Annotated in this window: 22 protein-coding genes; 6 read left to right on the top strand and 16 right to left on the bottom strand. The window is 67.3% G+C overall.

Annotation, left to right across the window (positions count from 1 at the left end; genetic code table 11):
- Positions 1-125 precede the first annotated feature (125 nt).
- Positions 126-1,481: a type I glutamate--ammonia ligase gene (gene glnA / locus KZ498_RS04160; protein WP_312617039.1), complete on the top strand. Its 1,356-nt coding sequence runs from the start codon at positions 126-128 to the stop codon at positions 1,479-1,481.
- On the opposite strand, the gene KZ498_RS04155 is transcribed toward glnA, so the two are convergent.
- The 3 genes from KZ498_RS04155 to KZ498_RS04145 form a co-directional block, all read right to left on the bottom strand.
- A complete protein-coding gene (locus tag KZ498_RS04155) occupies positions 1,478-2,386 on the bottom strand; it encodes a phosphatase PAP2 family protein (protein WP_312617037.1) in 909 nt (302 codons plus the stop codon). The two genes, glnA and KZ498_RS04155, sit on opposite strands and share 4 nt — an antisense overlap.
- The gene (locus KZ498_RS04150) at positions 2,383-3,612 is read right to left on the bottom strand and encodes a YihY/virulence factor BrkB family protein (protein WP_312617036.1); all 1,230 of its coding nucleotides are present in this window, start codon (positions 3,610-3,612) and stop codon (positions 2,383-2,385) included. The genes KZ498_RS04155 and KZ498_RS04150 overlap by 4 nt, the downstream gene beginning before the upstream one ends.
- Positions 3,613-3,682: 70 nt before the next feature.
- Positions 3,683-5,119, bottom strand: a complete 1,437-nt coding sequence (locus KZ498_RS04145) for an MATE family efflux transporter (protein ID WP_312617034.1) — start codon at positions 5,117-5,119, stop codon at positions 3,683-3,685.
- Between the two features lie 94 nt (positions 5,120-5,213).
- Between KZ498_RS04145 and KZ498_RS04140 the strand changes: the two genes are divergently transcribed.
- Positions 5,214-5,630 carry a hypothetical protein gene (locus KZ498_RS04140; protein WP_312617032.1) on the top strand — a complete coding sequence of 139 codons (417 nt, stop codon included), beginning with the start codon at positions 5,214-5,216 and terminating at the stop codon, positions 5,628-5,630.
- Positions 5,631-5,705: 75 nt separating this feature from the next.
- Complete coding sequence (locus tag KZ498_RS04135) at positions 5,706-6,392, top strand: helix-turn-helix domain-containing protein (RefSeq protein WP_312617030.1); 687 nt, start codon at positions 5,706-5,708, stop codon at positions 6,390-6,392.
- Positions 6,393-6,405: 13 nt separating this feature from the next.
- On the opposite strand, the gene KZ498_RS04130 is transcribed toward KZ498_RS04135, so the two are convergent.
- The 4 genes from KZ498_RS04130 to KZ498_RS04115 all read right to left on the bottom strand — a co-directional run bounded on the left by KZ498_RS04130 (position 6,406) and on the right by KZ498_RS04115 (position 10,207).
- A complete protein-coding gene (locus tag KZ498_RS04130; protein WP_312617029.1) occupies positions 6,406-6,825 on the bottom strand; it encodes an SHOCT domain-containing protein in 420 nt (139 codons plus the stop codon).
- On the bottom strand, positions 6,822-7,274 hold the full coding sequence (locus KZ498_RS04125) for a hypothetical protein (RefSeq protein ID WP_312617027.1): 453 nt from the start codon (positions 7,272-7,274) through the stop codon (positions 6,822-6,824). Before KZ498_RS04125 ends, KZ498_RS04130 begins: the two co-directional genes overlap by 4 nt.
- 104 nt (positions 7,275-7,378) lie before the next feature.
- Complete coding sequence (locus tag KZ498_RS04120) at positions 7,379-8,482, bottom strand: tRNA (guanine(26)-N(2))-dimethyltransferase (protein WP_312617025.1); 1,104 nt, start codon at positions 8,480-8,482, stop codon at positions 7,379-7,381.
- 48 nt (positions 8,483-8,530) lie between these two features.
- A complete protein-coding gene (locus KZ498_RS04115; RefSeq protein WP_312617023.1) occupies positions 8,531-10,207 on the bottom strand; it encodes a histidine kinase N-terminal 7TM domain-containing protein in 1,677 nt (558 codons plus the stop codon).
- A gap of 121 nt (positions 10,208-10,328) precedes the next feature.
- Between KZ498_RS04115 and KZ498_RS04110 the strand changes: the two genes are divergently transcribed.
- Positions 10,329-10,682, top strand: coding sequence for a hypothetical protein (locus KZ498_RS04110; RefSeq protein ID WP_312617022.1), 354 nt, complete (start codon positions 10,329-10,331; stop codon positions 10,680-10,682).
- Between the two features lie 188 nt (positions 10,683-10,870).
- On the opposite strand, the gene KZ498_RS04105 is transcribed toward KZ498_RS04110, so the two are convergent.
- The 5 genes from KZ498_RS04105 to KZ498_RS04085 form a co-directional block, all read right to left on the bottom strand.
- Entirely contained in the window at positions 10,871-11,605 is a 735-nt protein-coding gene (locus tag KZ498_RS04105; protein WP_312617021.1) for an acetoacetate decarboxylase family protein, read from the bottom strand.
- A complete protein-coding gene (locus tag KZ498_RS04100; protein ID WP_312617020.1) occupies positions 11,602-12,450 on the bottom strand; it encodes an SDR family oxidoreductase in 849 nt (282 codons plus the stop codon). The genes KZ498_RS04105 and KZ498_RS04100 overlap by 4 nt, the downstream gene beginning before the upstream one ends.
- Before the next feature lie 22 nt (positions 12,451-12,472).
- Positions 12,473-13,120: an imidazole glycerol phosphate synthase subunit HisH gene (gene hisH, locus KZ498_RS04095; protein WP_312617018.1), complete on the bottom strand. Its 648-nt coding sequence runs from the start codon at positions 13,118-13,120 to the stop codon at positions 12,473-12,475.
- Positions 13,121-13,175: 55 nt separating this feature from the next.
- Positions 13,176-13,763: a uracil-DNA glycosylase gene (locus KZ498_RS04090; protein ID WP_312617016.1), complete on the bottom strand. Its 588-nt coding sequence runs from the start codon at positions 13,761-13,763 to the stop codon at positions 13,176-13,178.
- 151 nt (positions 13,764-13,914) lie between these two features.
- Entirely contained in the window at positions 13,915-14,280 is a 366-nt protein-coding gene (locus KZ498_RS04085; RefSeq protein ID WP_312617015.1) for a cupin domain-containing protein, read from the bottom strand.
- A gap of 99 nt (positions 14,281-14,379) precedes the next feature.
- Here KZ498_RS04085 and KZ498_RS04080 point away from each other — a divergent pair, with 99 nt between their 5' ends.
- A complete protein-coding gene (locus KZ498_RS04080; RefSeq protein WP_312617014.1) occupies positions 14,380-15,585 on the top strand; it encodes a CBS domain-containing protein in 1,206 nt (401 codons plus the stop codon).
- Between the two features lie 3 nt (positions 15,586-15,588).
- On the opposite strand, the gene KZ498_RS04075 is transcribed toward KZ498_RS04080, so the two are convergent.
- From KZ498_RS04075 to KZ498_RS04065, 3 genes are all read right to left on the bottom strand, one after another.
- Entirely contained in the window at positions 15,589-16,236 is a 648-nt protein-coding gene (locus tag KZ498_RS04075; RefSeq protein WP_312617012.1) for a phosphoribosyltransferase family protein, read from the bottom strand.
- 72 nt (positions 16,237-16,308) lie between these two features.
- On the bottom strand, positions 16,309-16,587 hold the full coding sequence (locus KZ498_RS04070; protein WP_312617011.1) for a hypothetical protein: 279 nt from the start codon (positions 16,585-16,587) through the stop codon (positions 16,309-16,311).
- Positions 16,588-16,630: 43 nt separating this feature from the next.
- On the bottom strand, positions 16,631-17,479 hold the full coding sequence (locus KZ498_RS04065) for an HNH endonuclease (RefSeq protein ID WP_312617010.1): 849 nt from the start codon (positions 17,477-17,479) through the stop codon (positions 16,631-16,633).
- Positions 17,480-17,836: 357 nt separating this feature from the next.
- Here KZ498_RS04065 and KZ498_RS04060 point away from each other — a divergent pair, with 357 nt between their 5' ends.
- Positions 17,837-18,289: a DUF5814 domain-containing protein gene (locus tag KZ498_RS04060; RefSeq protein WP_312617008.1), complete on the top strand. Its 453-nt coding sequence runs from the start codon at positions 17,837-17,839 to the stop codon at positions 18,287-18,289.
- Here the strand turns inward: KZ498_RS04060 and KZ498_RS04055 are convergent.
- A complete protein-coding gene (locus KZ498_RS04055; protein ID WP_312617007.1) occupies positions 18,281-18,715 on the bottom strand; it encodes a CopG family transcriptional regulator in 435 nt (144 codons plus the stop codon). The two genes, KZ498_RS04060 and KZ498_RS04055, sit on opposite strands and share 9 nt — an antisense overlap.
- Positions 18,716-18,775 lie beyond the last annotated feature (60 nt).

Raw genomic sequence — 18,775 nt, 5'->3', positions numbered from 1 at the left:
ACATCCGAGAACGTCCCCCAGGGTTTAGAATTTTACGAATGTCCAAATGTAAGCGAAACCATCGAAACCTTTGCGCAAATCAGCAGGGTTTTAGTAGTAGCACTGTTCCTATCTGGTGTCCAAAGATGACAAGCGAACTCTCAGAGGCAGCACAGGAGGTACTTGACGAAATCGAAGAGAAAAACGTCGACTTCCTTCGACTCCAGTTTACCGACATCCTCGGCACGATCAAGAACGTCTCGATCACAGCCGACCAGGCAGAGAAAGCGTTCACAGAGGGAATTTACTTCGACGGTTCCTCGATCAACGGCTTCGTCCGGATCCAGGAGTCCGACATGCGTCTGGACCCGGACCCGTCGACGTTCTCCGTCCTGCCGTGGAGAGAAAACGTCGAAGGCGGTTCCAGTGCCCGACTCATCTGTGACGTCATCGACACCTCGACGGGCCAGCCGTTCTCCGGCGACCCGCGTGGCGTCCTCAAGCGCGCCATCGAGCGCGCCGAGGACATGGGCTACGAGGTCAACGCCGCACCCGAACCCGAGTTCTTCCTGTTCGAAGAGGACGAGGACGGCCGCGCGACGACCAAGACCAACGACGCCGGCGGCTACTTCGACCTCGCGCCGAAGGACCTCGCCTCCGACGTGCGCCGTGACATCATCTACGGCCTCGAAGACATGGGCTTTGACATCGAAGCCTCTCACCACGAGGTCGCCCAGGGGCAACACGAGATCAACTTCACGTACGACGACGCCCTGACCACGGCCGACAACGTCGCGACCTTCCGCTCCGTCGTTCGCGCCATCGCGGCCGAACACGACCTGCACGCGACGTTCATGCCCAAGCCCATCCCGAAAATCAACGGCTCGGGGATGCACACGCACATCTCGCTTTTCACCGAGGACGGCGAGAACGCGTTCCACGACGACGACGACGAGTTCAACCTCAGCGACACGGCAAAGAGCTTCACCGCCGGTATCCTCGAACACGCGCCGGCCATCACCGCGGTCACCAACCCGACCGTGAACTCCTACAAGCGCCTGGTTCCGGGCTACGAGGCACCCGTCTACGTCGCCTGGTCCGACCGTAACCGCTCGGCGCTCATCCGCAAGCCGGCCGCTCGCACCCCGGCCGCCAGCCGTATCGAGGCCCGCTTCCCCGACCCGTCGTGTAACCCGTATCTGGCCTTCGCGGCGCTCATCCACGCCGGGCTGGACGGGGTCGAGCGCGACCTCGAGTGTGAGGACCCGGTCCGCGAGAACATCTACGAGTTCGACGCGGCCAAACGCGAGGAGTACGGCATCACCACGCTGCCGGAGAACCTCGGCGAGGCCGTCGACGAACTCGAAAGCGACGAGGTCATCAGCGACGCGCTCGGCGAGCACGTCTTCGAGAACTTCGTCGAGGCCAAGCGCCAGGAACACAAGGAGTACCTGGTCGACGTCTCCGACTGGGAACTCGACCGCTACCTCGAGAAGTTCTAAGCGGCTTCTGTCTCGATATTTTTCGCGAGTCGCTCACCGGCCAGCGGCAGCGCCAGCAACAGGCCCGTCCCGAGCGCCGCCCCGACCGTAACGACGCCCGGCGTCGGGTCGAGGGCGAGCGTCCCGCCGAGGAGGACGCCGACCGTGGCGACGCCCAGTCCCACCGTGAACCCGACGCCGCGGCGGGTGGGCTCGGGGATCTCGTCGCCGACGAGCGACCAGACGACAGCTCCGCCGACGGTCAGTCCGAGCGCGGCCCCAGTGTCGCGGGAGAACCCGGCAGCGAGCAGCGCCAGCCCCGCGACGACGGCGGCGAACCCGAACACCCGTTGGGGCGTTTTGAGCGCGGTGAGGGCGAGCCAGAGGACCGCTCCCGCGAAGGCAAAGCCCGCGAGCACGTCGGCGAGGTAGTGGACGCCCAGTACTAACCGCGAAAGCCCGATGAGGCCGATGACGGCGGCGGCGACCGCAGTTCGCGTCCGACGCGTTCCGACCCGGAGCGCCCACGCGAACCCGCCCCAGACGAGGACGGCGACGGTGGCGTGGCCGCTGGGGAACCCATACCCCTCGCCGGTCGCCAGCGACTCGTAGATGCCCCGCAGTGCCACGGGCAGCAGTTCGGTGTGGGTGGCCGTCCCCGCACCCGGCGGCCGCGGCAGCGCGAACACCGCCTTCAGCGAGACGGCGAGTGCGACCGCGCTGGCGAGCAGTGCGACCACCATCGCCGTCCGGTCGCGAGTGAGACCCCGGCCGAGTTTCGGCGTCCGCGAACCCAGCCAGTAGAGGAGCACACACGCCGAACACGTGAACCAGAAGTCCCCCAGCTGGGTGACCAGCGCGAACAGCACGACCACTGCGCCAGGCAGCGCCGACAGCACCTCGGTGACGCCGACAGCCCGTATCACTGTCGCCAGTCGCGCACGCGGTCGACGAGCCGTCCGGGGAGGCCGGTGGCAGTAAGCGTCACACCGACCGCAATCATCACGGCATAGAGACCAAGCGTCGACAGCCAGATGACCAGCATCGCCAGAACGGCGTAGAGCCCGCTCAGGTAGTAGAACGCGCCGAGGGTCATTATCGTCCCGTACAGCAAGACGATGTAGGGGCCCCACTGCCGGGCGTGACCGCGGCGCATCCGGCGGCGGACGTACTGTTTGAGGTCCGACCGCACCTCGTCACGGTGCAGCGTCCGGTCCTCGACGTCCTCGCGGAACGATTCGAACTCCTCGCGGAGTTCCCTGAGCTCCTCGTCTGTCAGTTCGTCAGCGTCTCGCCCGGTCGCGCCGCCTGGCGGAGGCGTGTCGGTCTCGTCAGCGTCCTCACTCATCGCTTTGCCGGACCGTCGGCGCGATACCTGTTGTAGTTGCCGGTCCGCGAGCGCCGCGTTGACCGCTGCGCCCACGAGGAGCACCTGTCCGGCGAAGTAGAACCACGTCACGAGCAGGAGGACCCCGCCGATGACGCCGTACACCTGGTAGGTGTCGGCCTGTGAGGCGTACACGTTGAACCCCGTCCCGAGCAGCGTCCACCCGAGGCCGGCAAACACCGCGCCGGGGACGGCGTCCCGTATCGTCATCTCCTGGTCGGGGAACAGGTAGTAAAGCGGGAGGAAGGCGACTGCCAGCACGGGGACGAGCGCGAGTCCGCCGAGCGCGACCTGCACGCCGAGCACCGTTCCGAGAGCGCCGATGACGCCGAGCCCGACCAGTGCGATGCCGATGCCGCCCAGCGCGGCCAGCCCGTCGACGAGTTCGCCGACAATCGAGTCGGGACCGTCGGTCCCGTAGACGCGACCGAAGGCCGCATCCAGCCCGCGGAACACCTTGAGCGCGCTCCACAGCGTGACACCGACGCCGAGCACCGTCGCGCCCCCGCGGCCGGCCCCGCTGGTCAGCGCATCCTCGAGTAGCGTCGACGCCGTCGGCGAGAGCACGTCCCCCGCGGCCGCCACGATGCTGTTTGCGAACGCCTCCCCGCCGACCAGCGTGCCGACGACCAGCGTCAGCAACAACAGCGGCAGGAGCGAGACGAACATGTAGTAGGCGATGCCGGCGGCCAGGAAGGAGACTTCCTCCTCTCGGACAGTGCGGACGACGTGTCGGGCGACGGAGACGGCGCGTGTACGGTCCACGCGAGCACGTCGGAGTGGAGCCACAAATATTCTGTCGACTGGCTGATGTCAGTAACCGACGACACCCCCTTCAGTCGTCCAGCGCCGCGTCGGGCCGGTAGGACCGGCTCACGACCCGCCACGTCCCCGAGCGGAAGCGGTAGTAGGTCACTGCCGCGGGAACCGCCGTCTCGACGACGAGCGAGGCGTACAGCGCGAGTTCGCCCAGCGGCGTGACGTAGCCGAGATACGCCATCGGCAGGGCGAACAGGTACATCCCGGCCAGCTGTGCGTAGAACGGCCAGCGCGTGTCGCCGCTGGCACGGAGCGGCCCGGTCGAGCCGCCGTCGACGCCCCGGAACGCGACGCTGGCACACGCGACGGCGACGAACACCGTCACCAGCGGGAGCACTGCGGGGTCCGAGACGAACAGGCGGGCGATGCCCCGCGAGAACGGAAGCAGCGTCGCCGCGACGACGAGGTACACGCCGACGCTCAGCCGGAGTACCGTCTCCGCCCAGACGGTCGCCTCGGCCTCGTCACCGTCGCCCAGCGCCTGTCCGACGAGGCTGCTCGACGCGAGGCTCAGCCCCCAGTTCGGCGTGTCGAGCAGCGCCCGGACGCGAAGCGCCACGACGTAGGCCGAGACGACACCTGGCCCGAACAGCCCGACGATGAACAGCCGGGGGAACTGCGCCCCGGTCCGCGCGAGGTTGGCCCCCACCAGCGGCGCTCCGGTCTCCGCGAGATCTCGCCCCAGTTCCCGGTCGAGGAACGGCCGCGACACCGGAATCCGGACCGGAAACGCCCCGATGACCGGGAGCCGGCCACGGGCCAGCCCGACGGCGAACCCGGCCGTGACCAGCACGTTCGCGATGACCGTGCCCATCGCCGCCCCGACGACACCGAGGCCAAACCCGAAGACGAAGACGGCGTTCAAGACGATGTTGACGACCGCGCCGCCGGCCCGCAACAGCATCGGGGTCCAGGCGTCGTCGGCCCCGACCAGCGTCCGGCTGCCGATGAGGTTCAGCGCGGCGAAGGGAACGCCGAGGGCGACGACACGCAGGTATCGTGTCCCGTACTCGACGGCCTCGGCCCCCGTTCCGACGAGGTCGACGAGCAGACCGGGACCGACCCAGTACGCCGCCGTCAGCGGGAGTGTCAGCCCCAGCACGACGACGGCGCTGGTCGTGACGGTGACCGCCAGTTCCTCGTCGGCATCGGCCCCGTAGCGCTGGGACACCATGCCGATGGTGCCCCCGGCGACGCCGCCGCCCAGCGCGAACACCAGTTCCCAGAACGGGGCGGCGAAGCCGACCCCGGCGATGGCCGTCGGCCCGAGCGCCAGTCCGACCATCGCCACGTCGGCCGTCGACTTCGACATCCGGGCGAGCCCGGTGACGACCCGGGGCCAGGACAGGTCCGTCGCTCGGCGGACCCGCTCGCGTTCGACGAGACCGAACCGAGCGAGCAGGCTGCCGACGAGCAGCAGGACGCCACGGACCGGATTGTACGTGGAGGGCACGTCTTCGCCGCCGCTTTGCGGTCGGCCCGGAAAGGTGTTAAGAAAGGGGCGCCGCCCTCACAGGGTTTATACAGCACCGCGGCAACGACCGGATATGGATACGGAAGCGGCCATCCGGCACGGGACGATCCAGGTGACAGTCCTGTTGCTCGTCGCGGCCGCGCTGGCCATCGGTTTCGGCGTCGCCGGCGTCGGCGCGTCCCTGCCGGTCGTCGCTGGCCTGCTGGCACTGACGGTCGTCCTGTACGTCGCCCGTCCGGACGGGGACCGCTTCGGCTCCGCCGGCGGTGTCGACGTGGACGGTATCGTCCAGGCGCTGTGGCTCGCGCCGCTCGTTACGGCGCTGGCGCTGGTCGTTCGCCTGTCGGCCACACCCGGCGAGATGCAGGCCATCGGCGGCCTGCTCGGTCTCGCGGGGATGGCGAACTACTTCCTGCGCCCGCTGTATCTACTGGGCTACGACCTCGTCTCCGCGGTGCGCGAGAGAGGGGGCCGGGCCAACGGCCGGTGAGGCGGTGGCCGGCTGCGGGTTCCGGCACGGGATTTACACTGTCCGGCCCCGTGGTAGGACCGGTGACACCATGCTGTGGCCACAGCCCCCATTCTGCCGGAGGTGGTCGGCGTGATCGCCGCTCGGCTCCGGATCCGACTCCCCGAGGAGCTCTGGATCGCCGACGTCTCACGGGCGAACCCGCAGGCCACGTTCCGGTTGCTCTCCGGTATCCGGGCAGGGACGACAGCAGTAGAACTCGGCGAGGTGACCACTGACGACCCCGCAGCCGCCGGCGACGCCATCGCGACACATCCGTCGGTCACCGCATACGAGGAGCTGGAACGCACTGCCGACCGGGTGCTCGCGAAGTACGAGACGACGGACACGGACCTGTACGAGTTCGTCGTCGAGTCGGGACTCCCGATCGAGTACCCGGTCACCGCCGAGAACGGCTGGTACGAGTTCGACCTCACCGGGTCACGCGCGGAGTTCGACCGCTTCCGGGCGGCGATTGAGGACGCGGACAGGCAGTACGAACTGCTGTCGCTCGTTCACAGCACGGACCCGGCCGGGCTCCTGACCGAGCGCCAGCGGGACGTCCTCACGGCCGCGCTCCGGGCGGGCTACTTCGAACTGCCCCGCGACTGCACGCTCGCCGACCTGGCGGCCGCGCTCGATATCGATAAGTCGACCGCGAGCCGTGTTCTCAGACGCGGCCAGACCCGTATCGTCAAGTGGTTTCTCACGACGGCGGCCTCGCAGTCGCCGGAGCGCCGCTGACCGGACGCAGCGACTACTGTTCGTCCGGCCAGGACAGCGCCTCGCCGCCGTTCTCATCGGGCGGTTTCCCCGTCTCACGCGTATCTGCCGACGACACGGACTGTGTTTCGAGCAGCCGTTCGAGCCGCCGCTCGAACTCGACGTCCGAGAGCTCGCCCCGGGCGTACCGCCCGCGGAGCGTGGACAGCGCCGTCTCGGCCTCGCCGTCCCTGTCGGTGGTCGCCGGGCGGTTGCCACTGCGTCGGTCGTATTCGACCAGGCCGACTGCCGCCGGAAGCACCACGCCGAAGCCGACGACGAACGCCAGCCAGAACCACTCCACGTCCAGTGCCAGCAGCCCGAACGCGACGACCAGCGTGGCCGCTGTCACGACCGCCGAGACGACGGCGCTCATCGGGTCGGGACGCGCCGAGTGAGACAGGGGCCGGCTCATCGCTCACCTCGAACGGCGAGGAACGCGGTGTAGGCTGCCCCGATGGCGACAGCGGCGATGAGCGCGAGCAGGACGCCGAAGGCCCCGTACCCGAGCACGGGGTCGCTGTACGGTGCGATGACGTCCGCCGGCGGTTCGATGGCCCAGGGACCGAGGTGGACGGACGCGAGCAACACGCTGGTCGCCGTCAGAAACCCGAACCAGTACCTCAACCCGGCCCGTCCGGTCACCGTGAGGACGAGGCCGACCGCGATGAGTGGGTAGACGGCGAGACTGAGCGTGAACGCGTTTACGTCGGGGGTCAGCGGCCAGCCCACGTGGTTCCCGCGGACGACGTGGTCGACGTGATGCGCGGCCCCCAACAGCACCGGCACGAACACGACGAGATACACCCGTCTCGGAATCGTGCGTGCTACACTACCGTTCGAGCAGTGGTCGTTCCGTTCCATGTGTACACAGAACGGAGGCAGTGCGGTGACGTTTTCAGCAACATGTTGCATTCCCGTTCCGGACACGCCGCCCTTTGCGGGCGGTCGACGGGCAATCGCCCGTCTCAGTCCGCCGTCGCCTCGCGAATCGCCACCACGTCGGCGTCCGTCTTGAACGTCGTCCCGCCGTAGTGCGTTCGAGAGGCCTCGTAGCCAGCGTCGCGGAGCTTCTCGATGAACTCGTCCATGGCTTCCGCGCCGCGGCCCCAGCGCTTGCAGAGGCGGTGCTGGTCGTAGTGGGTCGGCGTGTCGATTTCCGCTCTGAGCGTTGCAAGCAGTTCTTTCGCTTCCTCGGCGGTGCCCATCTCCTCGGTCACGTGCTCGGCGACGGCGTCGGCGAAGTCGGGGTCACAGGTCCGGCCCAGCCAGATGGGACCGGCCGTCTGGAGGTGCTCGTCACAGACCGGACAGTCCTCGGGCGGGTCGGCGATGAGGCCGTAGTCGTGGTCGCGCCAGAGGCAGTGCTGGCAGTGGTAGACATAGCCCAGTTCGTCGATGCAGTCGTTGGCGACCCTCGCGCCGTGGTCGAACTCCAGGTAGGTCCGGGCGTAGTGTTTCGTCGCGTGGCTGAGAATCGGCCGGGCGGCGATGTCGTATCGGGCGGCGGTACGGACCATCGCCGACAGCAGGACCCGCATCCCCATCTCGGCGTGGAACTCGGTGTTTCGCGGTACCGTGCCGTAGGAGCGGACGCCGCTCTCGAAGTGTGCGCCACACAGCGGCGCTGTGTCGGTGGCCGTCACACAGAGGAGGTGTTTGGTCCCCTGGATGGCCGCGTCGGCGAACGGAATCGGGGTGCCAAACGGGTCCACGTCGACCACGTCGAAGGCCTCGGAGTGCATGAGAACGTTCGCGTCCGACCGCCGGACCGAGGCGGCGAGGTCGTTGCGTTCGAGGTTCCGTTCACACAGCGCCGTCGCGTCGTCGTCGATGTCACACAGCGTCGTCTCCCAGTCGTTGGCCGCCGCGCGGACGCCCCGGATGCCGCTGGCGGCGGTGGCGTCCAGGTACGTCGACACGCGGGGGGTTCGCTCTCGGTAGGCCCGCAGCGCTGCCACGGTGATATCGCGGTTCAGCTCCTGGACGGGGTTGAAGAACACGTCCGCGCCCTTCCCCGCGTCGGGCTGTTCCGGCACCGTGACCGTCACTCGGCCCTCACTGACGCGCATACTCTCCGGTCCGTGCGGGCGCCGTTAAGTCGTTCGAAGGCTCTCCGCTCACGCCGCTTCGGCGGCCGTCCGCTCCTGTGGCAGTCGGACGGTCGCCGTCGTCCCGTCGCTCGTGTCGAAGTCGAGGTCCCCCTCCAACGTCGTGGCCGTCCAGCGGACGAGCCAGAGGCCGATGCCGCTGCCGTGGTTCAGGTCCGTCTCGCGGCCCCGCTCCAGCACGCCGAGTTCGTGGTCCGGCACCCCGGGGCCGTTGTCGCTGACGGTCAGCGCGACGTCGTCGCCCTCTACCGTTGCGCCGACGGTGACGACGGCCTCTGGAACGTGCTGGAGGGCGTTCTCGACGAGGTTGGCGAGCAGAATCTCGAGCAGGGCCGGCTGAGTCGTCAGCCGGAGGTCGTCGGGTATCTCGACGGTCACGTCCCCGCCGTACTCTTCGCGGGCAGTCGCCACGACATCGGCGGCGAGGTCGGCCAACGTGACCGGTTCGAAGGTCGCGTCGCCGGCACCTGCTTCGGCGAGGGTCCGGGCCTTCTCGCCGGAGTCGACCAGCCGACTGACCGACCGCTCGATTGTCGCCGCGTGGTCGGCGTTGTCGCCGTGGAGTTCCGCCGCCAGCAGTTCCGCCCGGGCCTGGATGACGACGCTCTCGTTGCGGACGTTGTGTCTGAGAAAGCGGTTGAGCACTTCCAGGCGGCGCTCGCGGCGAATCTCGTCGGTGATGTCCTGAAAGACGACCGTGTACCCCAGTCGCGTGCCCGCCTCGTCCCGGAGCGCCGTCTGCCGGACTTTGAACTCGCGGTGTCGGCCCTCGGTCTCGATGGATACCCGCGAACTCCCGCCGTCGGTTTCGATGGCATCGCCCGCCAGAAAGTCGTTCAGCGGCTCCGTCAGCGCCTCGTGCTTGTCGACGGCGAGCATCCGCTCGGCGGCGGGGTTGAGGTTCACCACGCGGCCCTGCTCGTCGACGATGGCGACCGGTGTGGCGATGTCGTGGATGGCCGCCCGCTCGCCGGCCCGGCGGGTCGCCGGGTGGAACTCGAACATGTCGCTCCGGACGAACGCGTACAGGTCCAGCGCGACGTGGGGCAGGAACAGGAGCGTCGTCAGGTTCACCGCCGGAACCGGCCCGACGCCGCCGGCCCACAGCAGCACCCCGGCCCCGGGCGGTATCGGGCTCAGACCCACCGCCAGCGCCTCGCGCCGGTACAGGGGGCCGTAGCTGACGACTGTATCGAACACCAGTAAGGTCCCGAAACTGACAAACAGCATCGCGACGATGATCGTGAGTAGTCCGGCCGGCAAGACGGCGTAGTCGGCGCCCGCACTGCCGGCGGCCGGCACGACCCGGAACCCCTGCCAGACCACGGTGTGGAGCGGGTTCGTGACGACGAGCGCCGTCCCGACGAGCGGAAGCACCGCCACGGTCCGGTACCAGCCACTCTCCAGGACGTTCGTCCGGCCAGTGTATCCCAGCGCGAAGGAGAGGAAACAGAAGCCGATCCAGATGATGCCAAGCCAGGACACCATCTCCAGGGCGAGGCGAACGGTCCGGTCGAACACCAGCAGCGCCGCGCCGTAGCTGAAACACCAGACCGTTTGCGTGACGACGGTGGCGACGAACCACTGCGCGCCGGGCTTGTCCCAATGTGTCCGGAGCTGGGCCAGCAGATACAGCGACCCGAGTCCCGAGGCGAACGAGCCAAGCGCCAGCCACGGGAGGTCCATGCCCCAAAGAACCCGTACTCCGTGTTTATCCTTCTGGGCGCAGTACAAACACTGATAATCTCCCTGTCAGTCGTGCCTGGGACGCTGAAGCCGACGCCGTTTTGTCGCCCCTTTCCGTAGCATGGCTGTGACCGGAGTCGAGGAGTGGGTGGCCGACCTCGAAGCCGCCGGGGAGCTGACCCCCGACGCAGTGTCGGCTATCGTCGACGTCCACGGTGACCGCGGCCACCAGGCCATCGAGGCTGTCGGCGAGAGCCGGGTCAAGCAGTACCGCGATTTCACGGTCGTCGTCGGCCACGACGACGAGTACATCGTCGAGGACGGCGGCTGTACCTGCGCCGACAGCGAGTACAACCTCGACGCCGACGACCCCGACCAGCTCTGCTGGCACGCCATCGCCGTCCGCGTCGCCGAGGCCATCGACGCCGTCGACGAACACGACATGTGGTACTCGGACGTCCGCGAGTTCCTATAGTACCTTTTTACTGCGGGGGGTATCCTCGGCCGCGGAGCGGCCTGCGGGTACCCCCGCTTGCAAAAAGCTACGCTAAAAACCCTCCGAGCGCGGCCGACGGCCGCGCTCGGATTGAAACCGCGCGCCGCCGGCGCGCGGTACGCCTGTTGTACGGCTTCCATGCTGCCCTTGCCTACCGCCACGCGCCGCTACCGCTCCACCGCCCGCCCAGCGCCGTACGTTATCCGCCCCTCCAGCGAGAATCGTAGTATTGACCGAGAGCCGAGGTCGAGCGAGCGGAGCGTGTCGGCGCGCTCGTGGTCGCCGAGGTCTACGTCGACGCGCCCGCTCAGCGGCGCGGCCCCCAGTTTCCCCTGGAACTCGACTGGCGTCCGTTCCAGCCGTCCCTCTCGGACCGCATAGCCCCCAAACCGTTCCCGGCGCTCCCAGGTCCGGGGCCAGTCGATGCCGACCGTCGCCACGCGGTCGCCGTCCTCGACGACCGTGGTCTCGCGGCGGGTCGGGTCGTCGCAGTGGGCGATGTCGGCGACCGTCTTCGGGTAGCCCCAGATCTCGTCGCCGAGGGCGCGAGCGGGCTCGGTCGTCACCGGGAGCGACCAGACGTAGGCCCCGGCCCCACGGGTCAGCAGCGGAAGCAGCGGCGGTCGCCGGCCGTCCGGGGTCGCCGGAATCATCACCGCGAACTCGTCGTAGGGGGCCATCGCGTCGTCGCCGATGCGGTGGTACTCGACACAGAGGAGCACGACTGCAGCTCTCCGGGCCGTCGCTCGAACCGGCGTCAGTCCGGCTGGCAGCAGCGACTCCGCAACCTCGTATCGCGCCGGAAACACCGCGCCGGCGACCGTCGCCTCGGTGGCCAGCGGCAGCGTCACCTCGTGACCGGTCGAGAGCCGGACCCGGTCGCCGTCGACCAGTTTCGTCATCGCAGCCACCGTCCCAGAAACGCACTTAGTCGGCCGAACCCGCGGTGGATCGGGTCCTGAAGCCGCGCCGGGAGCCAGTGGGTCCACCGGACGAACGTGGCGAAGGCCCCGACGGGGTAGCGGGCCTTCGGTGTGGCGTCAGTCGCCGCAGCGAGGACTGTCGCGGCGACGGTCTCCGGCGTCGTCGCCAGCGGTCCGCCGGTGAGTATCCAGCCGTCCTCCAGCGCGTCGTACGTCCGGTCGTAGGTCGGCGTCCGGTCCCTGTCGTGCAGGCTCCCCAGCGCGCTGTCGGCGAATCCCGTCTCGACCCACGCCGGCTCGACGAGCGAGACGTGGAGGTCGCTCGCTCCGGCGACCTCTATCCGGAGCGCGTCGGTCAACGACTCGACGGCGGCTTTGCCGGCCGAATACGCGCCGAGTCCCGGCGACGCGGTGTGGCCTAACACGCTGGAGACAGTGATGATACGGCCACCGCGCTCACGCATCTCGGGGAGCACTGCCTGTGCGAGCCGGTGTGGGCCGTGGACCAGCACGTCGAACTGCTCGCGAACGTCGTCACTGGCGATGTCTTCGACCGGACCGGCGACGCCGTAGCCGGCGTTGTTCACAAGACAGTCGAGTCGGCCCGCCTCCTCGAGGATGCGGTCGACGACGGCCTCGACCTGTGTGTCGTCGGTCACGTCGAGTTCGAGACAGCGACAGCGCTCGCGGATATCTTCGGGAAACGCCGTCCGAACGTCCGTCGCGTAGACGGTCCAGCCGTCGTCGGCGAACGCCCGCGCCGTCGCCGCACCGATGCCCGACGCCGCGCCGGTGAGCAGGACGACGGAGTCGTCTTCGGTCATGGCAGCAAGTAGCGTGGCGCGGTCAGTGGTCGAGACAGTAGTCGACGTAGTTCCGGAGGATTCGCAGCCCCGTCTCGCCCGATTTCTCTGGGTGGAACTGCGTGCCGAAGACGTTGCCAGCGTCGTTGGCGACGACCGAGGCGAAGTCAGCCCCGTAGTCTGTCGTCGCCACCGTCGCGTTCTCGTCGTCGGGGACGGCGTAGTAGGAGTGGACGAAGTAGGCGTGTTCGCCGTCGACGCCCTCGACGAGCGGGTGGTCCCGCGTCACGTCGAGTTCGTTCCAGCCCATGTGTGGCACGGTCTGGTCGCGGCTGAACCGGACGTTCTTCCCGGGAATGAGGTCGAGGCCCTCGGCGTCGCCCTGGCCGGCGTGGTCGGCCTCCTCGCTGGTCGTCAGGAGCATCTGCATCCCCAGGCAGATCCCGAACAGGGGCTTGCCGGCCTCGGCCTGTTCGACCAGCGCCTCGCGGAACGGCCCGGCGTTGTCCATCCCTTCGGAGAACGCCCCGACGCCGGGCAGGACGATGCCGTCGGCCGCGTCGAACTCCGCCGGGTCCTCCGAGAGCGAGACGTCCGCGCCGGCGCGTTCGAGCCCGCGCGTGACGCTCCGGAGGTTCCCGAGTCCGTAATCGACGACGACCACGTCCGCGGTCGTCTGTCTGACACTCATACGCGTCCGTAGACGCACAGGGGCTAAGTGACTTCCTGTTCACGCAAGGGTCGGCTCAGAACTCGCCGAGTCGGGACTGGCCGCTCTGTGCGTCGGTGAACTCCGCGGCAGTCGAAAGCGCCGACTCGAAGGTCTCCTTCTGGCTCGGGTCGTACAGTGTCGCCGCCGGGTGGACGGAGACCAGGACGCGCCGTGGCTGGCCGGCGATAGCCACGTCGAACACCTCGCCCGCTTCGCCGGTGACGGCGACGGCACGCTCAAGCAGGTGCTCGGCCGGCACTTTCCCGAGCGTCACCACGACTTCGGGGTCGACGCGGTCGATCTCCGCCTCCAGATACGCGCGGCAGTTCGCGAGCTCACCGTTCCGCGGGTCGCGGTTGTCCGGCGGGCGACAGCGCACGCAGTTGGTGATGCGCACGTCGCCGCGGTCGAGACCGGCCCCGCGCAGTGCCTCGTCGAGTACGTCGCCGCTCCGGCCGACGAACGGTTCGCCCTGTTCGTCCTCGTTCGCGCCGGGGGCCTCCCCGACGAACAGCAGGTCCGCGTCCGCGGGGCCGACGCCGTTGACGATCCGCGAGCGCGACGCACAGAGGTCGTCACAGCGCTCACAGCCGACGACGTCGAGGCCGTCCATCCGTTCCATGCCCCGCTGTTTGCGCCGGGGGCTCTCAAACGCAGCGGTCCACTGGCGCCTGTTCGACTCGTCACCGGCTCGCGTCTCCTCGTACGACGACAGCGGGGACAGTCTGACCCACAGCTGTTGTGATTCCTGAGAACTGAACTACTGACAGCGGTCACTCCTGGAGCCTGATTTCGTCGTCGCCGGCGGGAACCGCACAGAGGAACGCGCCCGGTTCGTCGCCGTCGTTCCGGTACCAGTGGACAGCGCCGGCGGGGATGTGGAGGCTGTCGCCGGCCTCGACGTCGTACTCTTCGCCCTCGATGCCGACGGTGTACTGACCGGCAAGGACGTACTGCTCGTGTTCGATTTCGTTGGTGTGTTTCGGCACGCTGCCGCCGGCGGCGAGCGTGAAGCGACGGATCGCCAGGTTGCCACCGCCCTGTTCCGTGCCGATGAGAACGCCTTTTTCCAGCCCGTCGGCGGCCCCGACCGTCTCGTACTCGATGTCGTCTGCCCGCCGGATCAGTGGGTCGCTCATGTACGGCCCGTCGCGGGCTCACGGCAAAGGCGTACCGACGGAACGGACGTGGAAGTCCTGCCAAGGGGGCTTAAGACCGTCCCCCGAGAAGTGTCGGGTATGCGCCGGTTCCGCATCGGAAGCGCGTTCGGAATCCCAATCCAGCTGGACCTGACGTTTCTCCTCGTGCTGCCGCTGTTCGCCTGGATTATCGGGACACAGATCGAACAGACGACCGAGCTGTTGAACGGGACGCTGAACGCCGGGCTGGACGCGGCTGTCCTCACCGACGGTGCGCTCGTCTGGGTGCTCGGCATCGGTGCCGCCGTCGGCCTGTTCACCGGCGTCGTCCTCCACGAACTCGGCCACTCCCTCGTGGCCATCCGCTATGGGTTCCCTATCGACTCCATCACGCTCTGGCTGTTCGGCGGCATTGCCCAGCTCAGCGAGATGCCAGAGGACTGGAAACAGGAGCTGGTCATCGCCATCGCCGGCCCGATCGTCAGCGTCGCCGTCGGCGCTGTCTGTTATGTCGCGTTCCAGATTCTGCCAAGCGGCGCGGCGGCCCCCATCGAATCGGCGCGGTTCATCCTCGGCTATCTCGCACTGATGAACATCGCGCTGGCGGCGTTCAACATGCTCCCGGGCTTCCCGATGGACGGCGGCCGCGTCCTGCGCGCGCTGCTGGCCCGCCGGCGGTCCTACGCCAGAGCCACCACCATCGCCGCCGAGGTCGGGAAGGTGTTCGCCGTCTTCCTCGGCCTCTTTGGCATCTTCGTCCTCGGGAACATCTTCCTCGCCGGCCTCGCTTTCTTCATCTACATCGGCGCGGCGGGCGAGTCCCGCCAGACCTCGATGCGGGCCGCGTTCGAGGGCGTCACCGTCGCGGACGTGATGACGCCCGCGGACCACGTGACGACGGTCCCCGAAGGCATGTCCGTCCGGGAGCTCATCCAGACGATGTTCAAGGAGCGCCACACCGGCTATCCCGTCGAACGTAGCGGCGAGGTCGTCGGCCTCGTGACGCTCGAAGACGCCCGCGCCGTCCAGGAGGTCGAGCGCGAGGCCTACACCGTCGGCGACGTGATGACGACGGAGATTATCACGATCAGCCCGGACACGGACGTGATGGACGCGCTGACCTCGCTCCAGCAGAACTCCGTCGGCCGCCTGCTCGTCACTGACGAGGACGGCTCCTTCGCGGGGCTGCTCACCCGGTCGGACATCATGACGGCACTGTCGATTATCAAGTCAAGCAGCGACTACACCGCTATCGGCGGGTCGGAGACCGAGACTGTCCGGCCGGAGTCCAGAATAGAGCGATAGCGGTCACTCGCCGGCGAGATACGACATCGCTTCCTCGTCGGAGACCTGCTCGAACTGTTCGTAGTACTGGCCGACGGCGCGGAACGCCGACGGCATCTCCAGACAGACCACCTCGTCGACCAGCGCTTCGAGCTCCGAGATCGCCCGCGGCGAACCGACCGGAACCGCGAGCACGAGTCGTTCGGGATCTGCCTGTCGGACCTGCTCGATACAGGCCCGCACCGTCGCGCCCGTCGCCACGCCATCGTCGACGAGACACACCCGCTTGCCCGTGAGCGACGGCGACGACTCCGAGTCGCGGTAGCGCCGGGCCTTCTGCCGGGCGGCTTCGGCCATCTCGGCTCGGGTGCTGGCGACGTACTCGCGGGAGATCTCCCGTTGCTCGATGACGTCGGTGTTGAGCCAGGCCGACCCGTCGGCGGCGACGGCGCCGATGGCGAACTCGGGGTTGTTCGGTGCGCCGATCTTCTTTGCGACCGCGATGTCCAGCGGCGCGCCCAGCGCGTCGGCGATGGGACGCGCCACCGGCAGTCCACCGCGCGGTATCGCGAGGACGATGTCCACCGCGACGTCCCGCTCGCGCAGCGCCTCGGCCAGTTGCCGACCAGCAGCGCGCCTGTTCTCGAACGGTGGGGAGCGGTTGCGTGCCATACTAGTTAGTTCGCTGTCGGGAAGCAAATAGCTCCGCATTCTGGCGGTCGGGAGGAAACCGCCGTGCCCCCGTCAGTCGGTGTCCAGCGCCGCGGCAACCGCTTCGAGTTCCCCCTTCCGGAAGGGCTGTTCCGCGTCCGCCGGGTCGTCGTCGTCCCGTTCCCCGATCTGCCAGAGAATCCCCGCCCGCATCTGTGGCTTCGACGGCAGCCGATCCGTGTCGATCTCGTAGCCGACAGCCCCACAGATCGCCGCCAGGGCCTCCTTGGTGAAGGCGGTCGAGACCGGGCGTTCGTACCGCCCGACGGCCTCGCGGATCTCGTTTCGCAGTTCGTCGACAGTCGGTGACATACGCGTACTGGCGGCGGGACCGATTGTGTAGGTTCCGGTCCGGTTACACCGGGACACCGCCTGTAACGGAGGCATCCGTCCGAGGGATGCCGGCCCGCCAGCGCAGTTCCGCCCGCGAGACCCGACCGAACTCCGCCCGCCGGTGACAGCCCGGACACAGCGAGACGACGTTGTCCAGCGTGTGGGCGTCCCGGACGGCGAGGGCCGGCAGCGCGGCGAACAGCCGGACCGGCACGATGTGGTGGACGTCCGGGTTCCGCCCCAGTTCGTCGGCATCAGTCCCACACAGCACGCAGGCGTGGTCGTCGCGTTCCAGGGCCTGCTCGCGCACCGCCCGCCATCCCGGCCCGTAGTTTCCGACGCCACCGCCGCGCCAGTTCGGATGTCCGTCGCCGGTGAACGCCTCCGAGAGCCACTCGGCGTGGCAATCGCGGCTACAGAGGACGACTTCGCCAGTCACGTCGCTCGGATATCGTTCAACTGGCATTTCACAGACAGAACAGTCAAATCTGAGCGTTCCACCGTTCCAGTTCGGGTTGTCAGACCCGGAAATTTGTCGGCTGTGCCGCCACTCAGCGGTTTCGACACATTCCGGGCAGTAACACCCCTCTTTTTCCGAGGGATAGTACTCGAAAAGCGTGCCGCAGTTGTCACAGGACGTCTCCTCCTTCGCGTCAGAATAGTTCGGGTTGTCGGCCCCCGAAAAAGAAACTGCAGCGTCGCGGCACTCATCAGAGCAGTAGCGTTTCTCGTATGCGGAGTGAAATCGGACCGAACAGCGGTCACACTCCCTGTTTGGCAGGCATTCGCCGTGGGCATTGCTGTGGTGAACGCCGAGACCGCGTTTAGAATCAAACGTCCGGTCACAGGAAGGGCAGTCGTGGCTTGCCATCAGAAAGTACTGTTTCCTGATATATTATAAATGAAGGGTAGCGAAATTAGGAGGGGAAAAACTGGAATATACTGAAAGTGCCGAAATCGTCCGGTAGAAGTCCTAAGTCCGGGCGCGGGAATTGAACCCGCCTCTTAGCCACCACAAGGCTAAAGGATGCCACTACCCCAGCCCGGACACGCTTGCTGAAGCGTTCATAGGTATTCCGCTAGAACAGAAATACGTTACGAATCTGGAACCCAGTGAGTCGTGAGAGCGCGTGACAGCGGTGGCATGTTGGTTCAGAAGTGGGCGGCGCTCCTGTGGCTATCAGCTTCGAGACGCTTTTACACAGCCGACACGTACACCTGAGTACGCGTGGCCATCACGGACAAGATCTACGTCAAGAACCACCAGCAACTGGCCTCCCAGCTAGAGACGAGCTTTCCCAAGGGAGCGTTCAAGGGTGCGACGCTGGACATCCTCTTTCAGGGCGAGGGGCTGGCGAAGCTTGACGAAGCCACCAGGGAGCGAGTGCTTGATTTCGCGGAGGATTTCCTGGACTGTGACTGTGAGGCCAACCCCCACTGTGGGTGTGCCGAGCGGAAATTCATCTCGTATCTGCTAGAACTACGCGAGCAAGGAATGGGGCCGGACGCAGTCGTCGACGTGATGAGCGACGACTACATGCTGTATGCCTATCCGGGCGACGTGCTCTCCTTCCTCGATAACTCGGTCAGAACGTTAGAAGCCGTGGAGACCCTGGCCGATGTCGATGGGCGCGACGACGTGGCCGAGGACGTACAGCGGAAACGCCAGCGGTTACTCTAGGTCGTCGAAACTGCCGATGCGGTAGGAGGCGTCGTCCTCCTCGCCCTGGTCTAGGTCTTCGAGGTGGATGACCTCGTCCTGGTCCATCTCGTCGAGTTGCTGGCGGAGCTTCGTGACGTAGCGCTTGTGTTCTTCCAGTTGTTCGCGGAGGTGCTCGGCTTCCAGCTCGAGCCGCTCGTGCTCGCGGACGAAGCTCTTCGGGACTTCGACCTTCGGCGGGAAGCTCTCGGCGCTGGTCTCGGTTGCACCGTCCTCGAACTCGTGTTCCGGCGCGACTTTCACCTGGCCGTCGTGGGAGACAAGGGTGTCGACGTAGTCCCGGAAGACCGCGGACAGCGAGATGTCGCGCTCCTCGGCAATCTCGCGGAGGGTCTCGAATTTGTCCTCGCTGACGCGAAACGAGATAGTTTTGTTTTTGTTGCCCATAGTTATGTACTGTTTTACTGGCATCGTATTTAATCGTTTGTCAGACAGTACCCCTCACGT

The organism is Haloarcula sp. 1CSR25-25, from assembly GCF_032027985.1.
In the GTDB taxonomy this organism is placed as follows: Archaea; Halobacteriota; Halobacteria; order Halobacteriales; family Haloarculaceae; genus Haloarcula.
This window is presented reverse-complemented; position numbering and strand designations above follow the sequence as displayed.